This is a genomic window from Commensalibacter papalotli (ex Servin-Garciduenas et al. 2014) (genome assembly GCF_000527695.1).
GTDB classification, from domain to species: domain Bacteria; phylum Pseudomonadota; class Alphaproteobacteria; order Acetobacterales; family Acetobacteraceae; genus Commensalibacter; species Commensalibacter papalotli.
Genome location: NZ_ATSX01000001.1, coordinates 455,110 through 474,502, shown reverse-complemented (window position 1 = coordinate 474,502; position 19,393 = coordinate 455,110). Strand labels below are relative to the sequence as shown.

General features: G+C 35.9%; 22 protein-coding genes and 1 other RNA gene. 12 read left to right on the top strand and 11 right to left on the bottom strand.

Translation table 11 applies throughout. The features are described from left to right. The first annotated feature begins 89 nt into the window (after nucleotides 1-89). From glnA to COMX_RS02120, 4 genes are all read left to right on the top strand, one after another. Nucleotides 90-1,520, top strand: coding sequence for a type I glutamate--ammonia ligase (gene glnA, locus COMX_RS02135; protein WP_152534180.1), 1,431 nt, complete (start codon nucleotides 90-92; stop codon nucleotides 1,518-1,520). 321 nt (nucleotides 1,521-1,841) lie between these two features. Beyond that, on the top strand, nucleotides 1,842-2,504 hold the full coding sequence (locus COMX_RS02130) for a transaldolase family protein (protein ID WP_034336488.1): 663 nt from the start codon (nucleotides 1,842-1,844) through the stop codon (nucleotides 2,502-2,504). 114 nt (nucleotides 2,505-2,618) lie between these two features. Beyond that, on the top strand, nucleotides 2,619-3,596 hold the full coding sequence (locus COMX_RS02125) for a GTP-binding protein (RefSeq protein ID WP_034336484.1): 978 nt from the start codon (nucleotides 2,619-2,621) through the stop codon (nucleotides 3,594-3,596). Between the two features lie 113 nt (nucleotides 3,597-3,709). Beyond that, nucleotides 3,710-4,087 carry a hypothetical protein gene (locus COMX_RS02120; protein WP_034336481.1) on the top strand — a complete coding sequence of 126 codons (378 nt, stop codon included), beginning with the start codon at nucleotides 3,710-3,712 and terminating at the stop codon, nucleotides 4,085-4,087. Here COMX_RS02120 and ruvX read toward each other — a convergent pair. Continuing rightward, a complete protein-coding gene (ruvX, locus tag COMX_RS02115; RefSeq protein ID WP_034336478.1) occupies nucleotides 4,074-4,541 on the bottom strand; it encodes a Holliday junction resolvase RuvX in 468 nt (155 codons plus the stop codon). The two genes, COMX_RS02120 and ruvX, sit on opposite strands and share 14 nt — an antisense overlap. A gap of 111 nt (nucleotides 4,542-4,652) precedes the next feature. Between ruvX and COMX_RS02110 the strand changes: the two genes are divergently transcribed. After that, nucleotides 4,653-5,654, top strand: a complete 1,002-nt coding sequence (locus COMX_RS02110; protein WP_235176741.1) for an NAD(P)H-quinone oxidoreductase — start codon at nucleotides 4,653-4,655, stop codon at nucleotides 5,652-5,654. On the opposite strand, the gene COMX_RS02105 is transcribed toward COMX_RS02110, so the two are convergent. Continuing rightward, nucleotides 5,649-6,308 carry a DNA-3-methyladenine glycosylase family protein gene (locus COMX_RS02105; protein WP_051461792.1) on the bottom strand — a complete coding sequence of 220 codons (660 nt, stop codon included), beginning with the start codon at nucleotides 6,306-6,308 and terminating at the stop codon, nucleotides 5,649-5,651. The genes COMX_RS02110 and COMX_RS02105 overlap by 6 nt on opposite strands. A 161-nt stretch (nucleotides 6,309-6,469) precedes the next feature. On the opposite strand from COMX_RS02105, the gene COMX_RS11275 reads away from it, so the two are divergent. Beyond that, nucleotides 6,470-7,756 (top strand): energy transducer TonB, encoded by a 1,287-nt coding sequence (locus COMX_RS11275; RefSeq protein WP_051461791.1) that lies wholly within the window; start codon nucleotides 6,470-6,472, stop codon nucleotides 7,754-7,756. A gap of 54 nt (nucleotides 7,757-7,810) precedes the next feature. Here COMX_RS11275 and COMX_RS02095 read toward each other — a convergent pair whose 3' ends face one another. The 5 genes from COMX_RS02095 to COMX_RS02080 form a co-directional block, all read right to left on the bottom strand. Next, nucleotides 7,811-8,632, bottom strand: a complete 822-nt coding sequence (locus tag COMX_RS02095; RefSeq protein WP_034336475.1) for a TIGR00282 family metallophosphoesterase — start codon at nucleotides 8,630-8,632, stop codon at nucleotides 7,811-7,813. A gap of 10 nt (nucleotides 8,633-8,642) precedes the next feature. Further along, nucleotides 8,643-9,206 carry a 5-formyltetrahydrofolate cyclo-ligase gene (locus COMX_RS02090; RefSeq protein ID WP_161631837.1) on the bottom strand — a complete coding sequence of 188 codons (564 nt, stop codon included), beginning with the start codon at nucleotides 9,204-9,206 and terminating at the stop codon, nucleotides 8,643-8,645. A gap of 18 nt (nucleotides 9,207-9,224) precedes the next feature. Continuing rightward, nucleotides 9,225-9,382, bottom strand: a non-coding RNA gene (gene ssrS, locus COMX_RS10865) — 6S RNA. Nucleotides 9,383-9,391: 9 nt separating this feature from the next. Next, on the bottom strand, nucleotides 9,392-9,733 hold the full coding sequence (locus COMX_RS02085) for a cell division protein ZapA (RefSeq protein ID WP_034336471.1): 342 nt from the start codon (nucleotides 9,731-9,733) through the stop codon (nucleotides 9,392-9,394). 24 nt (nucleotides 9,734-9,757) lie between these two features. After that, nucleotides 9,758-10,012 (bottom strand): hypothetical protein, encoded by a 255-nt coding sequence (locus tag COMX_RS02080; protein ID WP_152534142.1) that lies wholly within the window; start codon nucleotides 10,010-10,012, stop codon nucleotides 9,758-9,760. Nucleotides 10,013-10,142: 130 nt separating this feature from the next. Here COMX_RS02080 and COMX_RS02075 point away from each other — a divergent pair, with 130 nt between their 5' ends. Next, on the top strand, nucleotides 10,143-10,634 hold the full coding sequence (locus COMX_RS02075; protein WP_034336463.1) for a hypothetical protein: 492 nt from the start codon (nucleotides 10,143-10,145) through the stop codon (nucleotides 10,632-10,634). A 98-nt stretch (nucleotides 10,635-10,732) separates the two neighbouring features. Further along, nucleotides 10,733-11,650, top strand: coding sequence for a class I fructose-bisphosphate aldolase (locus COMX_RS02070; RefSeq protein WP_034336460.1), 918 nt, complete (start codon nucleotides 10,733-10,735; stop codon nucleotides 11,648-11,650). Nucleotides 11,651-12,447: 797 nt separating this feature from the next. Here the strand turns inward: COMX_RS02070 and COMX_RS02065 are convergent. Together COMX_RS02065 and COMX_RS02060 are read right to left on the bottom strand one after the other, a co-directional pair. Beyond that, entirely contained in the window at nucleotides 12,448-13,431 is a 984-nt protein-coding gene (locus tag COMX_RS02065; RefSeq protein ID WP_051461790.1) for a glycosyltransferase family 2 protein, read from the bottom strand. Beyond that, nucleotides 13,428-13,796, bottom strand: a complete 369-nt coding sequence (locus COMX_RS02060) for a GtrA family protein (protein ID WP_200867596.1) — start codon at nucleotides 13,794-13,796, stop codon at nucleotides 13,428-13,430. The genes COMX_RS02065 and COMX_RS02060 overlap by 4 nt, the downstream gene beginning before the upstream one ends. A gap of 270 nt (nucleotides 13,797-14,066) precedes the next feature. Between COMX_RS02060 and thiE the strand changes: the two genes are divergently transcribed. Continuing rightward, a complete protein-coding gene (gene thiE, locus COMX_RS02055) occupies nucleotides 14,067-14,705 on the top strand; it encodes a thiamine phosphate synthase (protein WP_034336454.1) in 639 nt (212 codons plus the stop codon). 61 nt (nucleotides 14,706-14,766) lie between these two features. Here the strand turns inward: thiE and COMX_RS10550 are convergent, their stop codons facing one another. Both COMX_RS10550 and epmA read right to left on the bottom strand, forming a co-directional pair. After that, complete coding sequence (locus COMX_RS10550) at nucleotides 14,767-15,501, bottom strand: fasciclin domain-containing protein (protein ID WP_051461789.1); 735 nt, start codon at nucleotides 15,499-15,501, stop codon at nucleotides 14,767-14,769. Between the two features lie 128 nt (nucleotides 15,502-15,629). After that, nucleotides 15,630-16,619, bottom strand: a complete 990-nt coding sequence (gene epmA / locus COMX_RS02045; RefSeq protein WP_034336451.1) for an EF-P lysine aminoacylase EpmA — start codon at nucleotides 16,617-16,619, stop codon at nucleotides 15,630-15,632. 120 nt (nucleotides 16,620-16,739) lie between these two features. On the opposite strand from epmA, the gene COMX_RS02040 reads away from it, so the two are divergent. The 3 genes from COMX_RS02040 to COMX_RS02030 all read left to right on the top strand — a co-directional run bounded on the left by COMX_RS02040 (nucleotide 16,740) and on the right by COMX_RS02030 (nucleotide 19,379). Further along, the gene (locus COMX_RS02040; RefSeq protein WP_034336448.1) at nucleotides 16,740-17,759 is read left to right on the top strand and encodes a lysine-2,3-aminomutase-like protein; all 1,020 of its coding nucleotides are present in this window, start codon (nucleotides 16,740-16,742) and stop codon (nucleotides 17,757-17,759) included. 85 nt (nucleotides 17,760-17,844) lie between these two features. Further along, nucleotides 17,845-18,411, top strand: a complete 567-nt coding sequence (gene efp, locus COMX_RS02035; protein WP_034336445.1) for an elongation factor P — start codon at nucleotides 17,845-17,847, stop codon at nucleotides 18,409-18,411. A 158-nt stretch (nucleotides 18,412-18,569) separates the two neighbouring features. Further along, nucleotides 18,570-19,379 carry an inositol monophosphatase family protein gene (locus COMX_RS02030; RefSeq protein WP_034338720.1) on the top strand — a complete coding sequence of 270 codons (810 nt, stop codon included), beginning with the start codon at nucleotides 18,570-18,572 and terminating at the stop codon, nucleotides 19,377-19,379. The last annotated feature ends 14 nt before the right edge of the window (nucleotides 19,380-19,393 follow it).

Below are 19,393 nucleotides of genomic sequence, written 5' to 3'. Positions count from 1 at the left end.
CATATAGACTCTGAAATAATGACCGATTACGGTTTTCATATTCTTAAGTCAAAGAGACACAGGAAGAATTAATAATGTCTAATAATACAATGTCCGCCGATACCCCAAAAGAAGAAGCCATTGCAAAAGTAATGGATATAATCCAAGAAAACTCTGTTGAATTTGTGGATTTCCGCTTTACAGACCCTTGTGGTAAATGGCATCACACAACACAATATGTCACCACTATCAAAGCTGATATCTTTGAAGATGGAATTATGTTCGATGGCTCTTCTATCAAAGGATGGAAAGCTATTAACGAAAGTGACATGATCCTGATGCCAGATCCAACAACAGCAGTTATGGATCCATTCACAGCAAAACCTCAATTAATTTTAATTTGCGATATTATTGATCCAGCTACGGGCGTTGCTTATAATCGTGATCCACGTTCTACAGCAAAACTTGCTGAACAATATTTAAGATCAACAGGGATTGGCGATACAGCATTCTTTGGTCCAGAAGCCGAATTCTTCATTTTTGACAATGTTAAATTTGGGACAGGCCCTAACTTTGCTATTCACCAATTGGACAGTATCGAAGGTCCTGGCTCAAACTTGAAAGACTATCCAGAAGGCAATATGGGCCATCGTCCAGGAGTTAAAGGCGGATATTTCCCAGTTCCACCAGTAGATAGCGACAATGATCTTCGTGCTGAAATGTTAACCACTATGGGTGAAATGGGCCTTCCAATTGAAAAACAACATCACGAAGTTGCACAATCACAACATGAATTGGGGATTGAATTTTCAACATTAGTTCGCTCTGCTGATTACATGCAAATCTATAAATATTGTGTTCATAACGTTGCCCATTCCTATGGTAAAACAGCAACCTTTATGCCAAAACCAATTTATGGTGATAACGGCACGGGTATGCATGTGCATCAATCTATTTGGAAAGATGGCAAACCCAATTTTGCTGGTAATGGATATGCAGATCTTTCAGATCAAGCACTTTATTATATTGGTGGTATTATCAAACATGCCAAAGCATTAAATGCATTTACTAATCCATCAACCAATTCTTATAAAAGATTAATCCCAGGATTCGAAGCCCCTGTACTTTTGGCATACTCAGCACGTAATCGTTCTGCTTCTTGTCGTATTCCATATGTGACCAGTCCAAAAGCAAAACGGGTTGAAATCCGTTTCCCAGATCCAACGGCAAATCCATATCTAGCATTTGCAGCAATGTTAATGGCTGGGCTTGATGGTATTAAAAATAAAATCCATCCTGGCGATGCAATGGACAAAGATCTTTATGATCTTCCTCCAGAAGAATTAAAAGAAATCCCAACAGTTTGTGGTTCTTTACGTGAAGCACTTGATGCTCTTGCTGCTGATCATGATTTCTTATTAGCTGGTGACGTATTTACTAAAGATCAAATCGAAAGCTACGCAAAAATTAAATGGGAAGAAGTTTACCGATTCGAACATACACCTCACCCTGTTGAATTTGAAATGTATTATTCTGTTTAACCCTTGAATTAATGCCGTTTTGTTAAGCCTTCACAAAAAATTGATTTTTTTTATAATTATGGCTTAACAAAAATTATTTTTTGGATTACAATAATATCTATTGAAGCGATTAAAATATTCAATTCTTTATGCTCTTTTTAAATAAAATATTCTTAATAAAAAATATCAATATATGATATTAAATTGCTGTTTTTATCTATTTAATTATTAATAAAATTACTATTTTTATTTATTTATTCAATATTTATTCTTTTATTAACCAATAATATAAAAAAAAATCATTTTGATTTCTTTTAATTCTAATAAAAGGCTTATGAGACTATGAAAATACTTTTAGATACCTCCGACGTTAAAGCAATCAAAAGAATCTCTGGTATGTTCCCAGTATGGGGTGTAACAACCAACCCCGCGATTGTAGCTGCAGGCGGTACTCCATTATTCGATCTTCTACCTGCAATCCGAGATGCTATGGGTGGAAAAGGAACGCTTTTTGCTCAGGTCATTTCTCCTACTGTTGAAGGAATGATTGATGATGCACAAAAATTACGCGAACGTGTAGAAAATTTAGTTGTGAAAGTGCCTGTAACTCCTTGTGGATTAAAGGTTATTAAAGAATTAACTGCACAAGGTATCCCAACATTAGCAACATCTGTATATGGTGCAGCTCAAGGTTTACTAGGTTTACTAGCTGGTGCTCAATACGTTTCTCCTTATGTTAGCCGCATTGATGCTCAAGGTGGAAATGGTCCAGAAGTCGTATCTGAACTTCAGTCTTTAATATCAACACATTGCCCTGAAAAAGAACTAGTTGCTGCAAGCTTTAAAAGCCCAAGACAAGCTCTTGAATGTATGTTGATTGGTTGTAAAGGTATTACACTTCCTGTTGATATTTTTGATCTCTTTATTGCAGATCCTGCTGTTGGAATTGCAGTAAAACAATTCGAAGAAAAATGGCAAAATACTTTCCATCAAAATAATTTATAATACATCATTTTACTTTATTTTTTAATCTAGATCATTTAAGCAAACGCGGAGCATTTTTTATGTTTCGCGTTTTATTTGTTATGAAATTGCTTTATTCATCATCGGAAATTAATAATGATACCCTCTATTCCTGTTTTTATACTTTGTGGCTTTCTAGGGGCAGGAAAAACAACGTTATTGAATTATATCCTGTATCACCAAACCACTCATAAAATTGCTATTATTGAAAATGAATTCGGAAATATAGCCATAGATACAAGTTTTTTATCTAGTAGTAATACCGCAATACATATTACAACATTAAAAAATGGATGTATTTGTTGTAATAGCCATGCTGAGTTAGAGGTTTCTTTAAAAGAGCTTCTTGATCAATTAGACCGTAAAGAGGTTAACTTTACACAACTAATCATTGAATGCACAGGTATGGCTGATCCATCGCCAATCCTACGAACTTTTTTAACACATGAAATATTTTCTAAGCGATTTGATATCAAAGGCACAATCACAATAGTAGATGCTATTAATGCACTTTATCATTTTAAACATTTTAATGTTACTCAAGCTCAAATTGCTATGGCTGATTTAATCTTGCTCAGTAAAACTGATTTATCTACAGAACTTCTAGAACCATTGGTAAATCAAATACAACATATGAACAAAGTTGCTCCTATTTATAATCTTAAACACGGGCAACTTGATCTAAAGCTGTTGGATGAATTAAACTTTTTAAGTCCTAAACTATCACCAAACTCTTCTTTATTTTCATGCGTCCCCATTATTGACGATAAAATATCATATGACACAAAAGTAAATTCATTCGTTATTCATCGAAAGCAAGCATTTGATGCGGATAAACTATCTCGGTTGATAAATAAAATTCTTAAAGTTTTTGAAAAACAACTTATTCGCTATAAAGGAATTTTCAATATTCAACACAACCCTCATCGATTGATCTTCCAAGGCGTTCAACAAATCTATAACAGTGAATGGGGTGAGAAGTGGAATAATACTGAAGACCGTTACTCAGAAATCGTTTTTATTGGCGTAAAGCTACCTGAGGAAGAGTTTCATTATTTTTTTAATAAAATATAAAAATAAAATTATTTACAAAGTTTGATATTAATAACTAGAATGAACACATTCTAACCCTCTTTTTATCTTATAAAATCAACAGATATTAATTTTATAATCATATGTGATTGTACATGACCTTGAACCATTCTTTTTACAAATTCGCTTATTTATTTTTTATATGCAATTTACTTGTTGCATGCAGCCAATCACAAAAAAACGTAGCTGTTATAGATAAAGTCCAAACAAACTATAATGATGCCTTTACTTTAAATGAACAATATATTAATGGGCAATATGGGCAACCTGACCCAGCATCATTCGAACGTCTTAAACGTTATCGATATGAAGCATATCAGGCTTTAATGGAGTTTAGAGGGCAATATAATAAACGAAACCCGATCCCTAAGGTATCAGAGGACAACGCCAAGATTAAGATTAACCAATATGTTTCTTATCTGAACGCATTGGGGGCAACATCTGCAACCAAAAATACCTTCACTGGTTTTTAGCAACGTCCAAAGCAGCCTGTAACATATAGCTTGCTGCCAATTTATCTACCACTTCATTACGTTTTTTTCGGCTTAAATCGGCCTCTTGTATAAGAAAACGATTAACTGCACTGCTGGATAAACGCTCATCCCACAAACATGCTGGCAATTGGCTGGCTATTGACACAGCGCTAATCCAGTCTTTCGCAGCTTGCGCTGCTGGGCCAAAATCACCATCCATTGAAAGAGGCAATCCGCAAACCAGCCCACCAACATGTTCTTTTTGTGCTAATTGCTGTATATATTGAGCAAAAATAGCGACTTTCCCTCGTTTAATGGTTTCAAAGGGTGAAGCCAACATCAAAGAAACATCGGACAAAGCCAGTCCAATTTGCTTGGAACCAGGATCTATTCCTAACAATCTATATCCTTTGGGAAGTTGTTGTATTAATTCATACGGGGTTGCGTACAGCATTTTACCTACCTGTAATAAAAAACTTTATTAACTTAATCTTGAAAAAAAGTTTTATACTTATTCATGTTACTATTATTTTTTAAGATACTCTTTTTCATAAGGCAACATGACATGAATGCACAACAGATGAAAGCTATTATTGTCCAAAATCCTGGTGGACCAGAAGAACTGATGATAAACTTCCTCCCTATTCCACAATGCGCATCAGGAGAGGTTTTAATTCGTGTTTTTGCTGCTGGAATAAATCGTCCTGACCTCATGCAACGCAAAGGGTTATATCCTCCTCCTAAAGGAGCAAGTCCTTTATTAGGTTTAGAAATTGCTGGTGAAATTGTAACGGCGCCCTCCTCTTCTATCTTTCAACCAGGAGATCGCGTTTGCGCATTAACCAATGGCGGTGGATATGCTCAATATTGTGCTGTTCCTGAACAGCAATGCCTACCTTGGCCAAAAGATTTTAATGCTTATGAAGCGGCTGCATTACCCGAAACCTTTTTTACAGTGTGGACAAATTTATTTGAAATTGGCAAACTTCAGGCTGGAGAAAGCGTTTTGATTCATGGTGGCAGTGGGGGTATAGGCACAGCAGCTATTCAATTAGCCAAAAATTTTGGAGCAACCGTTTATGCAACCGTTGGCAGTCAAGAAAAAGGTGAAATTTGTAAAAAACTCGGCGCCGATGAGGTCATTGACTATACGAAAGAAAATTTTGTTACACGTATTACTGAAATAACCGAGAAAAAAGGTGTTCAAATTATTTTAGATATTATGGGAGCAGCTTATTTAAACGCAAATATTGATTCATTGAGCGAAGATGGTCGCTTAGCCATTATTTCTTTTCAAGGCGGAATCAAAGCCAATGACGTTAATTTGGCAAAGATTGTTACTAAAAGATTAACAATATGTGGAAGCACTCTGCGACCCAGATCCTCCGATTTCAAAGGTCATATTGCCAAAGCCCTCTATGAACATGTATGGCCTTTACTGGCTATGCGAAAGATTTCTCCTTTGATCCATCAAATTTTTCCTTTTAATGAGGTTCGTAAAGCACATGAGATTATGGAATCTGGGCAACATAGTGGAAAAATGATTCTTGATTTATCTGATTTATAAAGTTAATGGATTTTGCTTTTCTTTTGGCTTTTTTTGATCGACAGCACGCCATAAATACCAAGCCCCTATGGAACGATAGGGGCTCCAAGATAGTGTCTTTTCTTTTAACTCTTTAGGTTTAGGTTGCTCGGTTAAATTCTTACAAATCTTCCAACCTTCACGTATACCAAAATCATGCACAGGCATGATATCCAAACGCCCCAATGTAAAGATTAGAAACATTTCCACTGTCCACTCACCAACCCCAGGAAGCTGTGTTAATAAATCGATCAGTTCTTGATCAGACATCGTTTGTGCTTGTATATAAGAAGGCACTTGCTCCTCTATAGTTGCCAAAGCGAGTTTTTGTAAGGTCGCAATTTTACGAAAAGAAAAACCACAATTACGTAACTCAGTATCATTAAAGGTTAAAAGTTGCTGGGCATCTGGTAAATTGCCATTATTTAACGCTTTCAACCGGTTTAATATTGCCGTTACAGCTTTGGCATGAAGTTGTTGCCCAGCTACAGCTTCTAGTAATGCAAAATAAGGTTCTTGTTTTTCCTTAACCTGTAATCTACACGTCTTTTCATACCACATTACTTTTGCAAGGTCTGGATCTGCCTCTTGCAAAAAGAGCATTGCTTTTTGTATATTTTCTTGCCAGCCAAGCATAATTTACTCTAAAAAAAATTATATTCTTGCATTTTTATCAAGAGTATAAAAATATTAAAAAAATACGATTTTGTTTCATTTCAATATCTTTGTTTTTACTCTATGAAATGATATTAGATACAATTCTTAGTAATTAAAAGTAGGCGAAGACAAAAAACAGAATGAAGCAGAACGACAAGCCTTTGCAACGTAAAGCCCCTACGGTATCTCCGCGTGACCGTTATGTCGGATCTATTGTTTCTTATCCTATTAGTGATTCTATTAATCCAGATCTTGTTTCCTCGCTACGTCCACAATATATAAAAAAATCATCAAAAAATAAGATTATATTTGCTGGCTTTCCTTTACTTCGTAAAGAATCTTTTAGACCGGAAAGCTCTCTGAGTTTAACAAAATTAAAAGGGAAACAAACTCAAGAACAAACATCTGCGTTTACAACAACATCCCTTTCCTCTCTAAAACACAATAGTAATAACTTACCAAAAGTTTGTGCTTCAGGCTCCCTTTTACAACCAACAAATAATGCCTATAATCATTATGATATTCTTTATCTAGCAGGCTCACTAACAGCACATATCTTGGTAGTTGCGGCAATTTATATATGGTATTTAGTTTATCCTCATCCTTCCACAAATGGAAATAGTCAGCAAGGACAACCTGTCGAGGTCGTTTTTGCCCCTGACAAAACAGGATCTAGCGGGTTAACAGGCGAAGGTCTTACTGGTGAAGAGGGTCAACCTCCACCACCTCCACTTGCCTCTATACCTGAGATATCATCGCCTCCACCCGAGGAGAAAAGTGTTGAGGCACCTGAACCTGAGACCGAACCTTTGCCAGATACCGGCAATGTGCCGTTAATGATTCCTAAACCACAAACTCAAACTCCTAAAAAACAACCTGCCAAAACGCATCAATATACCTATCGCTATACCCCACCGCGCCAACAACGAAGACAACAAACTGCTCCCAAAGCTTCTGACAATCCTTTCGCAAATATGCAAAGCCTTGATTTTAGTGAAAACCCCAACAAATCAAGACGTAAAGCTGCAACGCATAGGCTACCTCAAGGCTCTCGTTCAGGTATTGATATGTCTACAGGCCCATTGGTTAAAAACGGCAAAATCAATGTACCCTATGCAGCAAAAATTAGTATTCAAGGAGTTAGTGATGATTATGGAGCAGCTATTAATGCATGGATCAGACAACATTTATACTATCCACCCGATGCAGCCAATAATGGAGAAGACGGCAGTGCCTCAGTACATGTTGCTTTAAATAGAGATGGCTATGTTTTATCTGTTAGCCTAACAGGATCTTCAGGCTCAGATGCATTAGATACTGCAATTACAAGTATGTTTAGAGGTGCCAAGTTACCTAAAATCCCACCCGATTTACCTGATCACTTCGAGTTAGATTTAACCGTGAATTACATTTTATTAAGACGATAATATTATACTCTGTTTAACGTATTCATAATAACTAAACAGAGTATGATATTCGTCTTACTTATCCCATTTAGGTAAAATAGGATCAAGGTCGCCTTTTAATCGAACAGGTGCCACACGCAAAGCTGCCCCTGTTCTATCGTCTGTTTCAACGGCTAATCCACATAAGGTAGCAAGTCCTTCTGCTGGACTGAGACGCATACCAGACATTTTCGTGACAAACCGATAAATAGCGGCTTCTTTTTGCATTCCAATAACGCTATTATAATCCCCACACATTCCTGCATCCGTTTGAAACGCTGTACCAGAGGGTAAAATACGATAATCCGCAGTGGGAATATGGGTATGTGTTCCAACTACAACCGATACTTTGCCATCAAAATAATGTGCTAATGCTGCCTTTTCACTGGTAGCTTCGGCATGGATATCGATTAAAATAGCATGCACATCAATGCCAAAACGATATTTGGAAATTAGCTCCTCAATCATACGAAACGGATCATCCAACGGATCCATAAACAAACGACCCATCGCATTAATAACTAAAAGCTTTTTATTATTAGGCAACATATGAATATAATGCCCTGCCCCAGGAGTTTTAGGTGGATAATTCAAAGGGCGAATAATTTTGGGATTTTCGCGAATATAAGGAATGATATCTTTGCGATCCCAGCTGTGATTTCCAAGCGTAATAACATCTACACCTGCTTTGAATAAATCCTCTGCAATTGCAGGGGACAATCCAAAACCATGACTAGCATTTTCTGCATTCGCAACAACAACATCGATAGCAAGTTTATTTTTTAATGCCGGCAATTCTTGAAGAACAACTTCTCTGCCACTGCGACCAACAATATCTCCTAAAAAAACAATACGCACAGTAAACCCTTTATATATAAATAATTTCTTGCTCTGTAATAATAACAGGCAACCCAAAGTCGAATCTCTCTGTTGGAACCTGTGTCACTTCTTGATAAGAAAACGCAACCCCAGCGCAATTTATCCCAGAAAATTGTTGTAAGGTACGATCATAATACCCACCACCATACCCAAGACGATTACCACAACGATCAAAAGCCATCAATGGAACTAAAATGAAATTCGGCTCGATAATGTCTGTATTTGGATGCATTGTTTTGTAACGCCCCTCTTGCATCGTTACTGTTGGAGACCACAAATGAAAACTTAGAGGATTTCCTTTGGTAGGGGTTTTAGGTAGAGCAACTTGATAATTACATTGGATAAGTTGATGCAGTAATGGGCGTAGATCAGCTTCATTATCCAATGGCCAAAAACAGGCAATAACGTCTTTTGTAGCACACGAGTTGTGAATAAACTCAACTATATTTTGGATAAGAAATGAAGTATATTGTTTATGATACTGATCCGACTGGCTTCTTAATAATTTAAGCCTATTTCGTAAATCACATTTTTCTTGTAAAATATCAATCATTAACATCAACTAATTTAAAATGAAGCCACCTTAGCCGTCGGTTTATCAACTCTTCCAGACCTGTCAATACAGGTGGGTACCAGTATAACGAGACCACGGTCACGACAGCGCCAGTTCCCTTGGAAGTGATTATCGGCCCGGGAGTATGTTTTACCTAACAAACCAGGCAGCCCCATAGCGGTATGTTATGATAGATTTAATTTTCCTGCAATAGATTCTGCGCGATCTGCAAGATCATTTAGGCTTTTTTTGAGTTCTTCGTTTTCTTGTTTAAGCTGTTTTAATTTTTGTTTATCTAACTGTTTTTCTAAATTGGTAATATAAATTTCCATATCATGTAATTTATCCGCTATTAACAAGCTGGCCAAAGCCAATATCCTACCTTCACCACTTTGCCCACCAATTTTACGAATCTGATCGATATGTTGTTCTACGACTTTTGCCATTGCTTGCAAGTGAGGCTCTTGTCCATCCGTGCATCCAACTGTATATCCATACCCATTAATAGAAATCGTTACCTGCGCCATTTATTAATTCTCTAATATTTTAAATTATTCTACGCTATCAAATTGTTGTAATATATCTTGCATACGTGAAATCAATATATCTAAATTCGCAAGAACAACATCTTTATTATTTAAATCAGGTTCTGTATTTAACTGATTTTTTTGCTCTTCTAAAAAATTTTCTATATAATTAAGTGCTTTTTCCAAACGTTGTTCAGAAGGATTCATCGTATGGGATGAAGGAGACAACTCTATATTATCATCTTGTACATTGATATTCATCGTGTCTGATTGCACCACGTCTTTTGTACCCCTTGTTATTATAGCTAACAAATAACTTTACTATTTTCTAAAGGTTCTCTATCTAAATATTTATTACACTAAAAGCTAATCAAATACATAATTATTGTAACCAAAACTTTTTATAATAATGACAGAAAATCCTTATACTTTTCTACAAAAAAAACTATTCACAACATCATTAAATAATTATTTAATGCGAACACAAACACCTTGTTTTATTGTAAACCATTTTGCACATATTTACTTTATTGCAGAGATTGCCAAAAAAACAAGTTATATTATACAAAATACTCAAAAAATAGCCCCCTGCGTTTACCTCCTATCCCCTCCAAATGCTATAACTTACATAGGTGTCCGCTGGTGGTTATCATTTATAAATAAAGCAGTGGATATATTGCATCAATATTCTGTTATTCATATTTTGGATTGCTTTGACCATGCTGGATTAGCCATGGCATCCCTTAGAATGGGGCAAAAACATATTTTTTTCGAATCGAAATCTAGCCAATTTAACACGATACAAAATCGTGCCCAAACACTAGGAGCTACTATTTGGCATACTAAACCGAATACGTTTAATTTATTAGATTTGAACTTTAAGAATAATCACCTCATTTAAAATATATCTACTTGATGCTCACTATAATATGAATGGCCTTTTTAAACAAACAGTAATAAGTTTCGTGTATATCTTAAATTCTAAACAGGTAATTAAGCATGAAACTAACCCCTCAAGTGAAGCGTATCCTTGAAAATTATGAAGCCGATAACGCAGCAACAAAAAACAATCTGACACGTCTTTTAATGCACGGTAAACTTGGTGGTACAGGAAAATTACTTATTCTGCCTGTGGATCAAGGCATGGAACATGGGCCTGCACGCTCATTTGCTGCCAATCCCGCGGCATATGACCCACATTATCATTATCAAATGGCGATTGATGCTGGCTTAAGTGCTTACGCAGCACCTTTAGGTGCTTTGGAATGTGGTGCTTTTACATATGGCAGTCAAATCCCTACTATTTTAAAACTTAACAATGCAAACAGTTTAAATGACGTCAAAAATCAAGCTATCACTGGTTCTGTTAAAGAAGCCTTGCGTTTAGGATGTATTGGTATTGGTTACACCATCTATCCCGGTAGTGATTATTGTTATGAACAAATGGATATCTTACAAAATTTAATCCAAGAAGCCAAAGACGCAGGATTACTTGCTGTTGTATGGAGTTATCCTAGAGGAGGCCCATTCCTTGATAAAGCAGGAGAAACTGCTGTTGATATTTGTGCTTATGCTGCACATATCGCTGCTCAAATGGGTGCGCATATCATTAAAGTTAAACCCCCTTCAGATCATTTATGTTTAGGGGCTGCTAAAAAAGTATATGAAGATCAAAAAATTGATATTTCAACACTTGCGAAACGCACTGAACATATTATGCAATCCGCATTTGCTGGTCGACGTTTAGTTCTGTTCTCAGGTGGTGAGCAAACCAGTGAAGAAACATTATTTAATACGTTCCAAGGACTTAATGATGGTGGTGCAAGTGGTGCCATCATCGGGCGTAATACATTCCAACGCAAACGTGAAGATGCCTTGGCAATGCTAGATAAAATTATTAATATTTTCAAAAGCTAATTTGAGCCATTTATATACTGTATTATAACAAGGAGGTTTAAACTTCCTTGTTATATAATTTCATAATAAACAGAAGCTCTGTATATAAGATTTCCAATATAATTATCTTTACAGTCTTTATTTGATTATAAAATCATAATTCTTTCTGCTTTATGCCGAAATCTTATTTTTTTTTATACTGTCATATCTTGTAAACACCAAACTGCATTTACTCAATTATTACCAAACTCAGCGTTTATTTCTTTTTACTTTCTACTAGAGTGTAAACCACAAAGTATACGATAAGTTAAATCTATTTTTCTGAAAAATCTTGGGGTAATTTAGTCATAAATTCTTGATTTAAAACGCCATCCCTTACTTGAGATGCTTATATGAAATGTTGATTAATAGGCTCTTTAGTATATTAAAACTATACGTTATATATACAGCAGTGAAAATAAATATCATACCAAGACAAGATCAATAAGATGTTCGTTTTCTTTGATAACCAAACTTGATGCTATACATAATGCTTTCAATAAATATCAAAATTGATAATATTTAATAAAAAACATATACAAACCGACCTATATACATTCCAACTAAACCATTCAAATAAATTTATAAACAGTTTTTCTAGGGTATAATAATCATTAAAAAAGCAAAGTTTTGAACTTTAAGCAGAATATATTTAAATAATATAATTCAGCATAGATTATGCTAACTTTTAAAATCGACTTTAGTAAAATAAACATTTCCCATTTTCTGATTTCATGTTGACCAGATACTTTAACTAAACCGACCAACAGAATATAATACTAAAATTTTCCTATGGTTTCATCAATAAAAAATTTAGGGCGCTGTTTTGTTTCTATATAAATTTTTCCAATATATTCACCAATTACACCTAAAGACAAAAGCTGTACACCGCTTAAGAAGAAAATTGAAATGATAAGTGAAGACCATCCCTGAACAGCAAATCCACCAATTTTACTAATGACTCCATAGAACATTGAAATTATTGCCAAAATACAGGTTCCAAACCCTAAAATAGCGATTAATCTTAAGGGAAAAACAGAAAATGAGGTGATAGCTTCAATTGCTAAACTTAATAACTTAAAAAACGAATATTTTGTTTGACCATCAATTCGTTCTTGACGCGCATAAAAAACTTTATCGCTTTTAAAACCAATCAAAGGCAAGACACCACGTATATATAAATTTTGTTCTTTATATTCTAATAAACAATGAATGGCACGCTTACTTAATAAACGATATTCTGAGTGATTAGGAATATGATTAACACCCATCAAATTTATCAATTTATAAAACATATTAGCAGTATTACGTTTAAATATACTATCCTTTGAGCGATCATCACGAACACCATATACAATCTCATTACCCTGCATATATTTATCGATCATTTGCTCTATACAATTTAAATCATCTTGCAAGTCAACATCAACACTAATACTGACATCCGTATTTATAGAGGTCAACCCTGCTAACATTGCCACTCGTTGTCCTTGATTTCTTGAAAGTTTCAAACCTCGAACATGTAGCATTTCCTCGCCTGCTTGTTTAATTTGAAACCAAGTATTATCGGTACTGCCATCATCTATAAATAGAATATAACTATCATTTTTAATTTTTTTCTTTGCAATCAAATCATTGATAACTTTAGATAACTCAGTTACTCCACGAGAAAATGCTTCTGCTTCATTATAACAAGGAACAACGATTGCTAAAGACGGAATCTCTGAACGAACTGTATTTTGATTAATAATTTCGTTATTCATTTCATCACCCAAAATTTATTTAAAATAAAACCAGTTACCGTATAAAATCCCATACCACATAACTGTGCAAGATATACCTCAAGGTATGCTTTATACTGAGGTAGATATATTTTCTCAGGAAAAACCATTAAAAAACTTTTCATTGCAACTAAATTAACAAGATACGCTATGAAACAAGCCGTGAAAAATTTTACAAGGCTTCTAAAACTTAATTTTGCTGAAAATGTAAAAAGTGAATTTACAATAAAACTAAAAATAATACCAACAAGATATCCTGTTGCATTAGATACATAGAGGTTAACACCACTGTGCATCAAAGCAAAAATAACGATCATAGTTAGCAACGTATTAGCAACACCAACCACGATATATTTACTAAAGAGAACCCACATTTTATCAGCTTTACAAATGAAACAGATCATTTGTTATAAATCACATTTCAAACAAAGAAAAAATACCTAATCGTAAAATACATGATTTACAAAGCGATAAAACTATTCCTAGTGATAAAACAATAACAATTCAGTTATATTTGTATGATATAATTTTGATTCAAATTGGATTAATTGACATAATAGATATAACGATATTTTTATATCTATCTTATTTACATATCCCAAAACATTGAGAAGATTATGAACCCTTGTGAGCTTTATCTGATAACCCCTCCCTCTTTTACAGCTTTAGAATTTAAACCTCTGCTTATCCAAGCCTTAGAGGCTGGTCCTGTTGCTGCTGTTCAACTAAGATTAAAAGATGTTTCAGACGATGAAATACGTAAGGCAATTGACGTTTTACAACCTATTGTCCAAGACAGAAATATTGCGTTTATCCTTAATGATCGTCCAGATTTAGCAAAAGAATATCGTTGCGATGGCGCCCATATTGGAATGGATGACACCCCTATTGAGCTAGCAAGGTCACAACTAGGGGATGATCTACAGTTAGGTGTTTCATGTTATGATAGTCGTGATATGGCTATGAAGGCAGGAGAAGGCGGCGCTGATTATATTGCCTTTGGTGCATTTTTTCCAACAATATCCAAAGATACCGATGTTAGAGCCCCCATAGAGTTATTAAGCTGGTGGTCAGAAATGATGGAATTACCAGTCGTTGCAATTGGTGGAATAACTCCAGACAATTGCAAACCATTAGTTCAAGCTGGTGCTGATTTCCTATCTGTGATTGGAGCAGTTTGGAGACACCCAGAAGGGCCTGAAAAAGGAGTTCAAAGTATGTTAAAAGCTATCGAAGACGCTCAAAAAGAAAGGTAACTCTCTCTTTTTATGCTTTCTGTGAATAATTGAAAAACAATTCACAGAAAGCATAAATTTCTTATGGAACTAGGTTAAGCAGACCTTGACTGACATATAAAGTGCCATTTGATTGAGGAATACCATTCACCCAAATCTTGTTAACTTGCCCTACTTTATTTTTTGTTACAAACTCACCTGTTTGAGGATCAATAGTTACAGTTAACTTTTGATTGTAAAAAGTAGTAAGCTCAACAGAGCCTCCATTTTTCAAAGCTAACGCTCTTAATTTAGCAGGAGGATAATTACCCAGAACAATTGTATATGCCATTAACTGTTTCAACAGAACCTCATTTTGTACATCCATTAAAGAGCCTTCAACTGCGAAAGACGGATGTTCCATAGGGTGATTTGGTACAGCAAAAAGCGTATAAGGTCCTTGGCGCTCTACCAATGCTAACAACCCTGTTTTCTGCAATGCTTGCTTGTAATCCCCTAATACAACAGAAGCACGCAAAGTCTGATCCAAAGTTTCATCAACATAAACAGGCATGTCAGGTATAGGGAAATCTTTTGGCCCTGTATAGGCAGGGATAAAATAAGATTGTGTATTCCCCTTAACAAAATAAGTATCTTTTTTAGCAGTATGACGACAATACCATGAGGGGGTACCTTCCCACTGACATTCACGCTCATGTTCTGGAACGCCACCACATCCAGCCAAAGCAAGCAAGCCTGCCATCCCCAAAAGGCCACCCATAACGGATTTTCTTTTTTTATACATGACAACAAGACCCTTTGTTACTGATTGTGACATTTTTATTCCCTTAAAGAACCATTAAAATGAGCGTTACCATTCTTTGGTATCTAGCTTTATCTTTTATCAACCATTTCGACAAGGTCTCAATACTATTTTTCTGAATGTTTTTAAATATAAAACACACTTTATATCCATAAAATATCTCGGATATTTTTAGCCCCCGTTGCCAGCATAACTAATCGATCAACCCCCATCGCAATACCTGAACAAGGTGGCATCTTGGATAATCCTTGTAAAAAAGCCTCATCCATTTCCCATTGAGGTGCCTCAGGATATAAAACCGCTCTTTTACTTCGATCTGTAATAAAACGTTTTCTTTGTTCTATGGGATCGGTCAACTCTTCGAATGCATTTGCCAACTCCAACCCTCCAGCATACAGCTCAAAACGTAATGCAACACGATGATCATGAGGATCAATTTTAGCCAAAGCTGCTTGTTGAACAGGCCAATGTGTTAAAAATGTTGGGCGATCCCTTCCAATATTAGGCTCAATTTTATCCAGTAATAACCTAAAAAACAAATCTTCCCATGTTTCATGATCTCGCAAGTTATAGCCAACAGCATCAGCTAATCTGCGCTCATCATCAAGCAATGATAAAATATCAACACCGACAAACTTCTGAAAAGCTTCTTGAATAGTTAGCTTTTCAAATGGGATGTCAAAACGAATCTTTTGGTTTTGATAATTTATCTCACAAGGCAACAAATTCTTACAAAGTTGTTCTGTTTCATTCATTAACTCAGTTAAAGAACAATAAGGATGATACCATTCTAACATTGTAAATTCAGGAGAATGGTTTGGCCCGCCTTCTTTATTACGCCATACTCTGGCAAGCTGATAAACGGGTTGATGCAATTCAGCCATAATACGTTTCATGGCGAATTCAGGACTTGTATGTAAAAATAAAATCCGTTTTTCTCCGTATGGAGTCTCATAAATTGTATGGAAAGGATTCAAGTGCACTTCTTCGCCAGGTGCTTGGACCAAATAAGAAGTCTCAACTTCTAAATAATCTTTGGCATCAAAAAAACTTCTGATGGCCTTTATCATCAACTGCCTGCGTTTTAACAAAGGCAAGCGATCTACAAGAGAGGCACAATCTGATTGATTCACTATAAAAGAGTCCTTGTATTTCTCTTAATTTGCTTTACATCTTTTTAATCATTATGCGATTTTTTCATTTAGATAAAACGAATTTTTACAAATACACACAAAACAAAGTCCTGTTTACTAATGAATAATAAAACCCTGCACACAGTTCATGAACTTTTACAAAAAAATCTCATTGATCACAAAGATATTTCTTCTTTAAAAAAGCTCTCTCAAACCTATGCGACTGCTATTTCTGCCGAGATGGTAGAACTTATTCAAACACCTACAGACGAAATTGGGCTTCAATACATCCCTCATCCTGATGAGTTAGTTACACGACCCGATGAGTCAAACGATCCTATTGCTGATGAAGCCTTATCGCCAATTCCTGGTATTGTTCATCGTTATGAAGATCGTGTTTTATTAAAACCTTTACTTATCTGTCCTGTGTATTGCCGTTTTTGCTTTCGCCGAGAGCAAGTAGGCCCTGAAAATGGGTTACTCAGTGATCAAGAACTGGAATCTGCCTTACAATGGATTAAAGAGCACCCTCAAATCCGTGAAGTTATTTTATCTGGTGGAGATCCTTTAATCCTCTCGCCTCGTCGGATGAATCATATTATACAAACCCTTGATCAAATCCCTCATATTACAACAATCCGTATTCATACTCGCGTTCCATTTTCTGCTCCAAGCAAGTTAACTTCTAAATTTATTAAGAGTTTAGAAAGCGATAAAGCTTTATGGGTAGTGGTTCATGCCAATCATCCAAAAGAATTTACCCCCCAAGCATATCAAGCTATAAAATCCTTGATTAAAAGTGGCATCCCTTTGCTAAGCCAATCTGTATTACTTAAAAATATAAATGATAATGTCACAACATTAGAGGCGTTACTTCGGGCTTTTGTTGAGTGGCGCATTAAACCTTATTATCTTCATCAACTTGATAAAGCCCCTGGAACATCACGATTTTACGTCCCAATTGAGCAAGGACATCGTTTGTTAAACGCACTACGCGGGAGGGTAACAGGCTTGGCATGGCCGATATATGTTCTGGATATTCCTGGGGGGCATGGCAAAGTCCCCTTAGGTCCTGAATATTTTAATCCTCAAACCCCTCATTCTGTGCTTGACCCCAATCATAAAATACGTCAAATTTAAAAGATTAAGGTAGTGAATAGCTTGCCTTTTTCTAATATGAAGACTATAAATCTTCCTTTTACTCGTTTATTTTTAGAGAGAACTAATGAAACAACAGGCAAACCAAATTCGTGCGGGCCAAGTTATTGAACATGAAGGTCGTCGCTGGTCTGTCCTTAAACAACAAATTATCACGCCAGGCAAAGGTGGTGCATTTATCCAAGTGGAAATGCGCGATCTGAAAACAGGAAATAAAACCAACGAACGTTGGCGTACCGCTGATACCGTAGAGCGTCTGATGGCCGAAGACAAAGAATTTACCTATTCTTATGAGGACGGCGATAATATCGTGTTAATGGATCCAGAAACTTTTGATCAATTCATGCTTCATAAAGATATTTTTGGTGATTTATTACCTTTCTTACAAGATAATATGAAAATCATTGTCAGATTAATTGAAGGTGATCCGGTTTCTGTTGAACTGCCTGCACAAGTGACTTTGGAAGTTGTTGAAGCAGAACCTGTTGTCAAAGGTCAAACAGCAAGCTCTTCTTATAAACCAGCAATGTTATCTAATGGTGTAAAAACAATGGTTCCTCCGTTCGTAGAAGCTGGAGAAAAAATCGTTGTTAAAACCGAAGATGGTAGTTACGTTGAAAGATCTAAATCTTAAGTCTTACTTAAAGTTTATATCTTACATGACATTGATTGAGATGCCTGTTTTATCAAAATATAAACAGACATCTTTACTGTTTTATTTATAATTAATCAAAATCAAGCCTTCTTATAATTTTCAGGAACTTTCTCATGGCTATTCGACTTTCCCCTCATATGATGGTAATGCAAAACGCTGCACAAAAAGCTGCACGTGGGTTGTTACGAGATTTTAACGAAGTGGAAATGCTTCAAGTCAGTGTCAAAGGACCTGGAGATTTTGTATCTCAAGCTGATCTTAGAGCCGAATCGACCATTCGTGCAGAGCTTGAAAAAGCACGCCCTGGCTATGCTTTTTTAATGGAAGAAAGCGGTCATTCAGGAAGTGACAATTGGAGCTGGCGTTGGATTGTTGATCCTTTGGATGGAACCACTAATTTTTTACATGGTATTCCTCATTGGGCGATTTCTATAGCTTTACAAAAACGCCACGAAAATGGTGAAATTGAAATTGTATCTGGTCTTGTTTATAACCCTGTTGCCAATGAAATGTTCTGGGCAGAAAAAGGTATCGGTTCATTTTTAAATGAACGCCGCTTACGTGTTTCTGCAAGGCGAGATATGTATCAAGCTGTTTTTGCAACTGGTATTCCCTTTGCTATTTCTACTGAACAGAAAAGAAAAGGGTTTGTACAAACTGTAAGTTCCTTGATGCCTCAAATTGCTGGTCTCAGACGTTTTGGAGCTGCTGCGTTGGATTTAGCATGGGTTGCTGCGGGACGATATGAAGGTTTTTGGGAACTGGGCTTAAAGCCTTGGGATGTTGCCGCTGGTTTAATTTTAGTCCGCGAAGCTGGTGGTCATGCGTCTGATTTACAAGGTAATCCGCTAAATGATATCGGAATGTCAGTAGATACCGTTGCCGCAAATGCAGCGTTATTCTCTAAGATCAGAGAAATTATATCAGAAAATACTCCCGATAAATAATTGACTAGCATGTT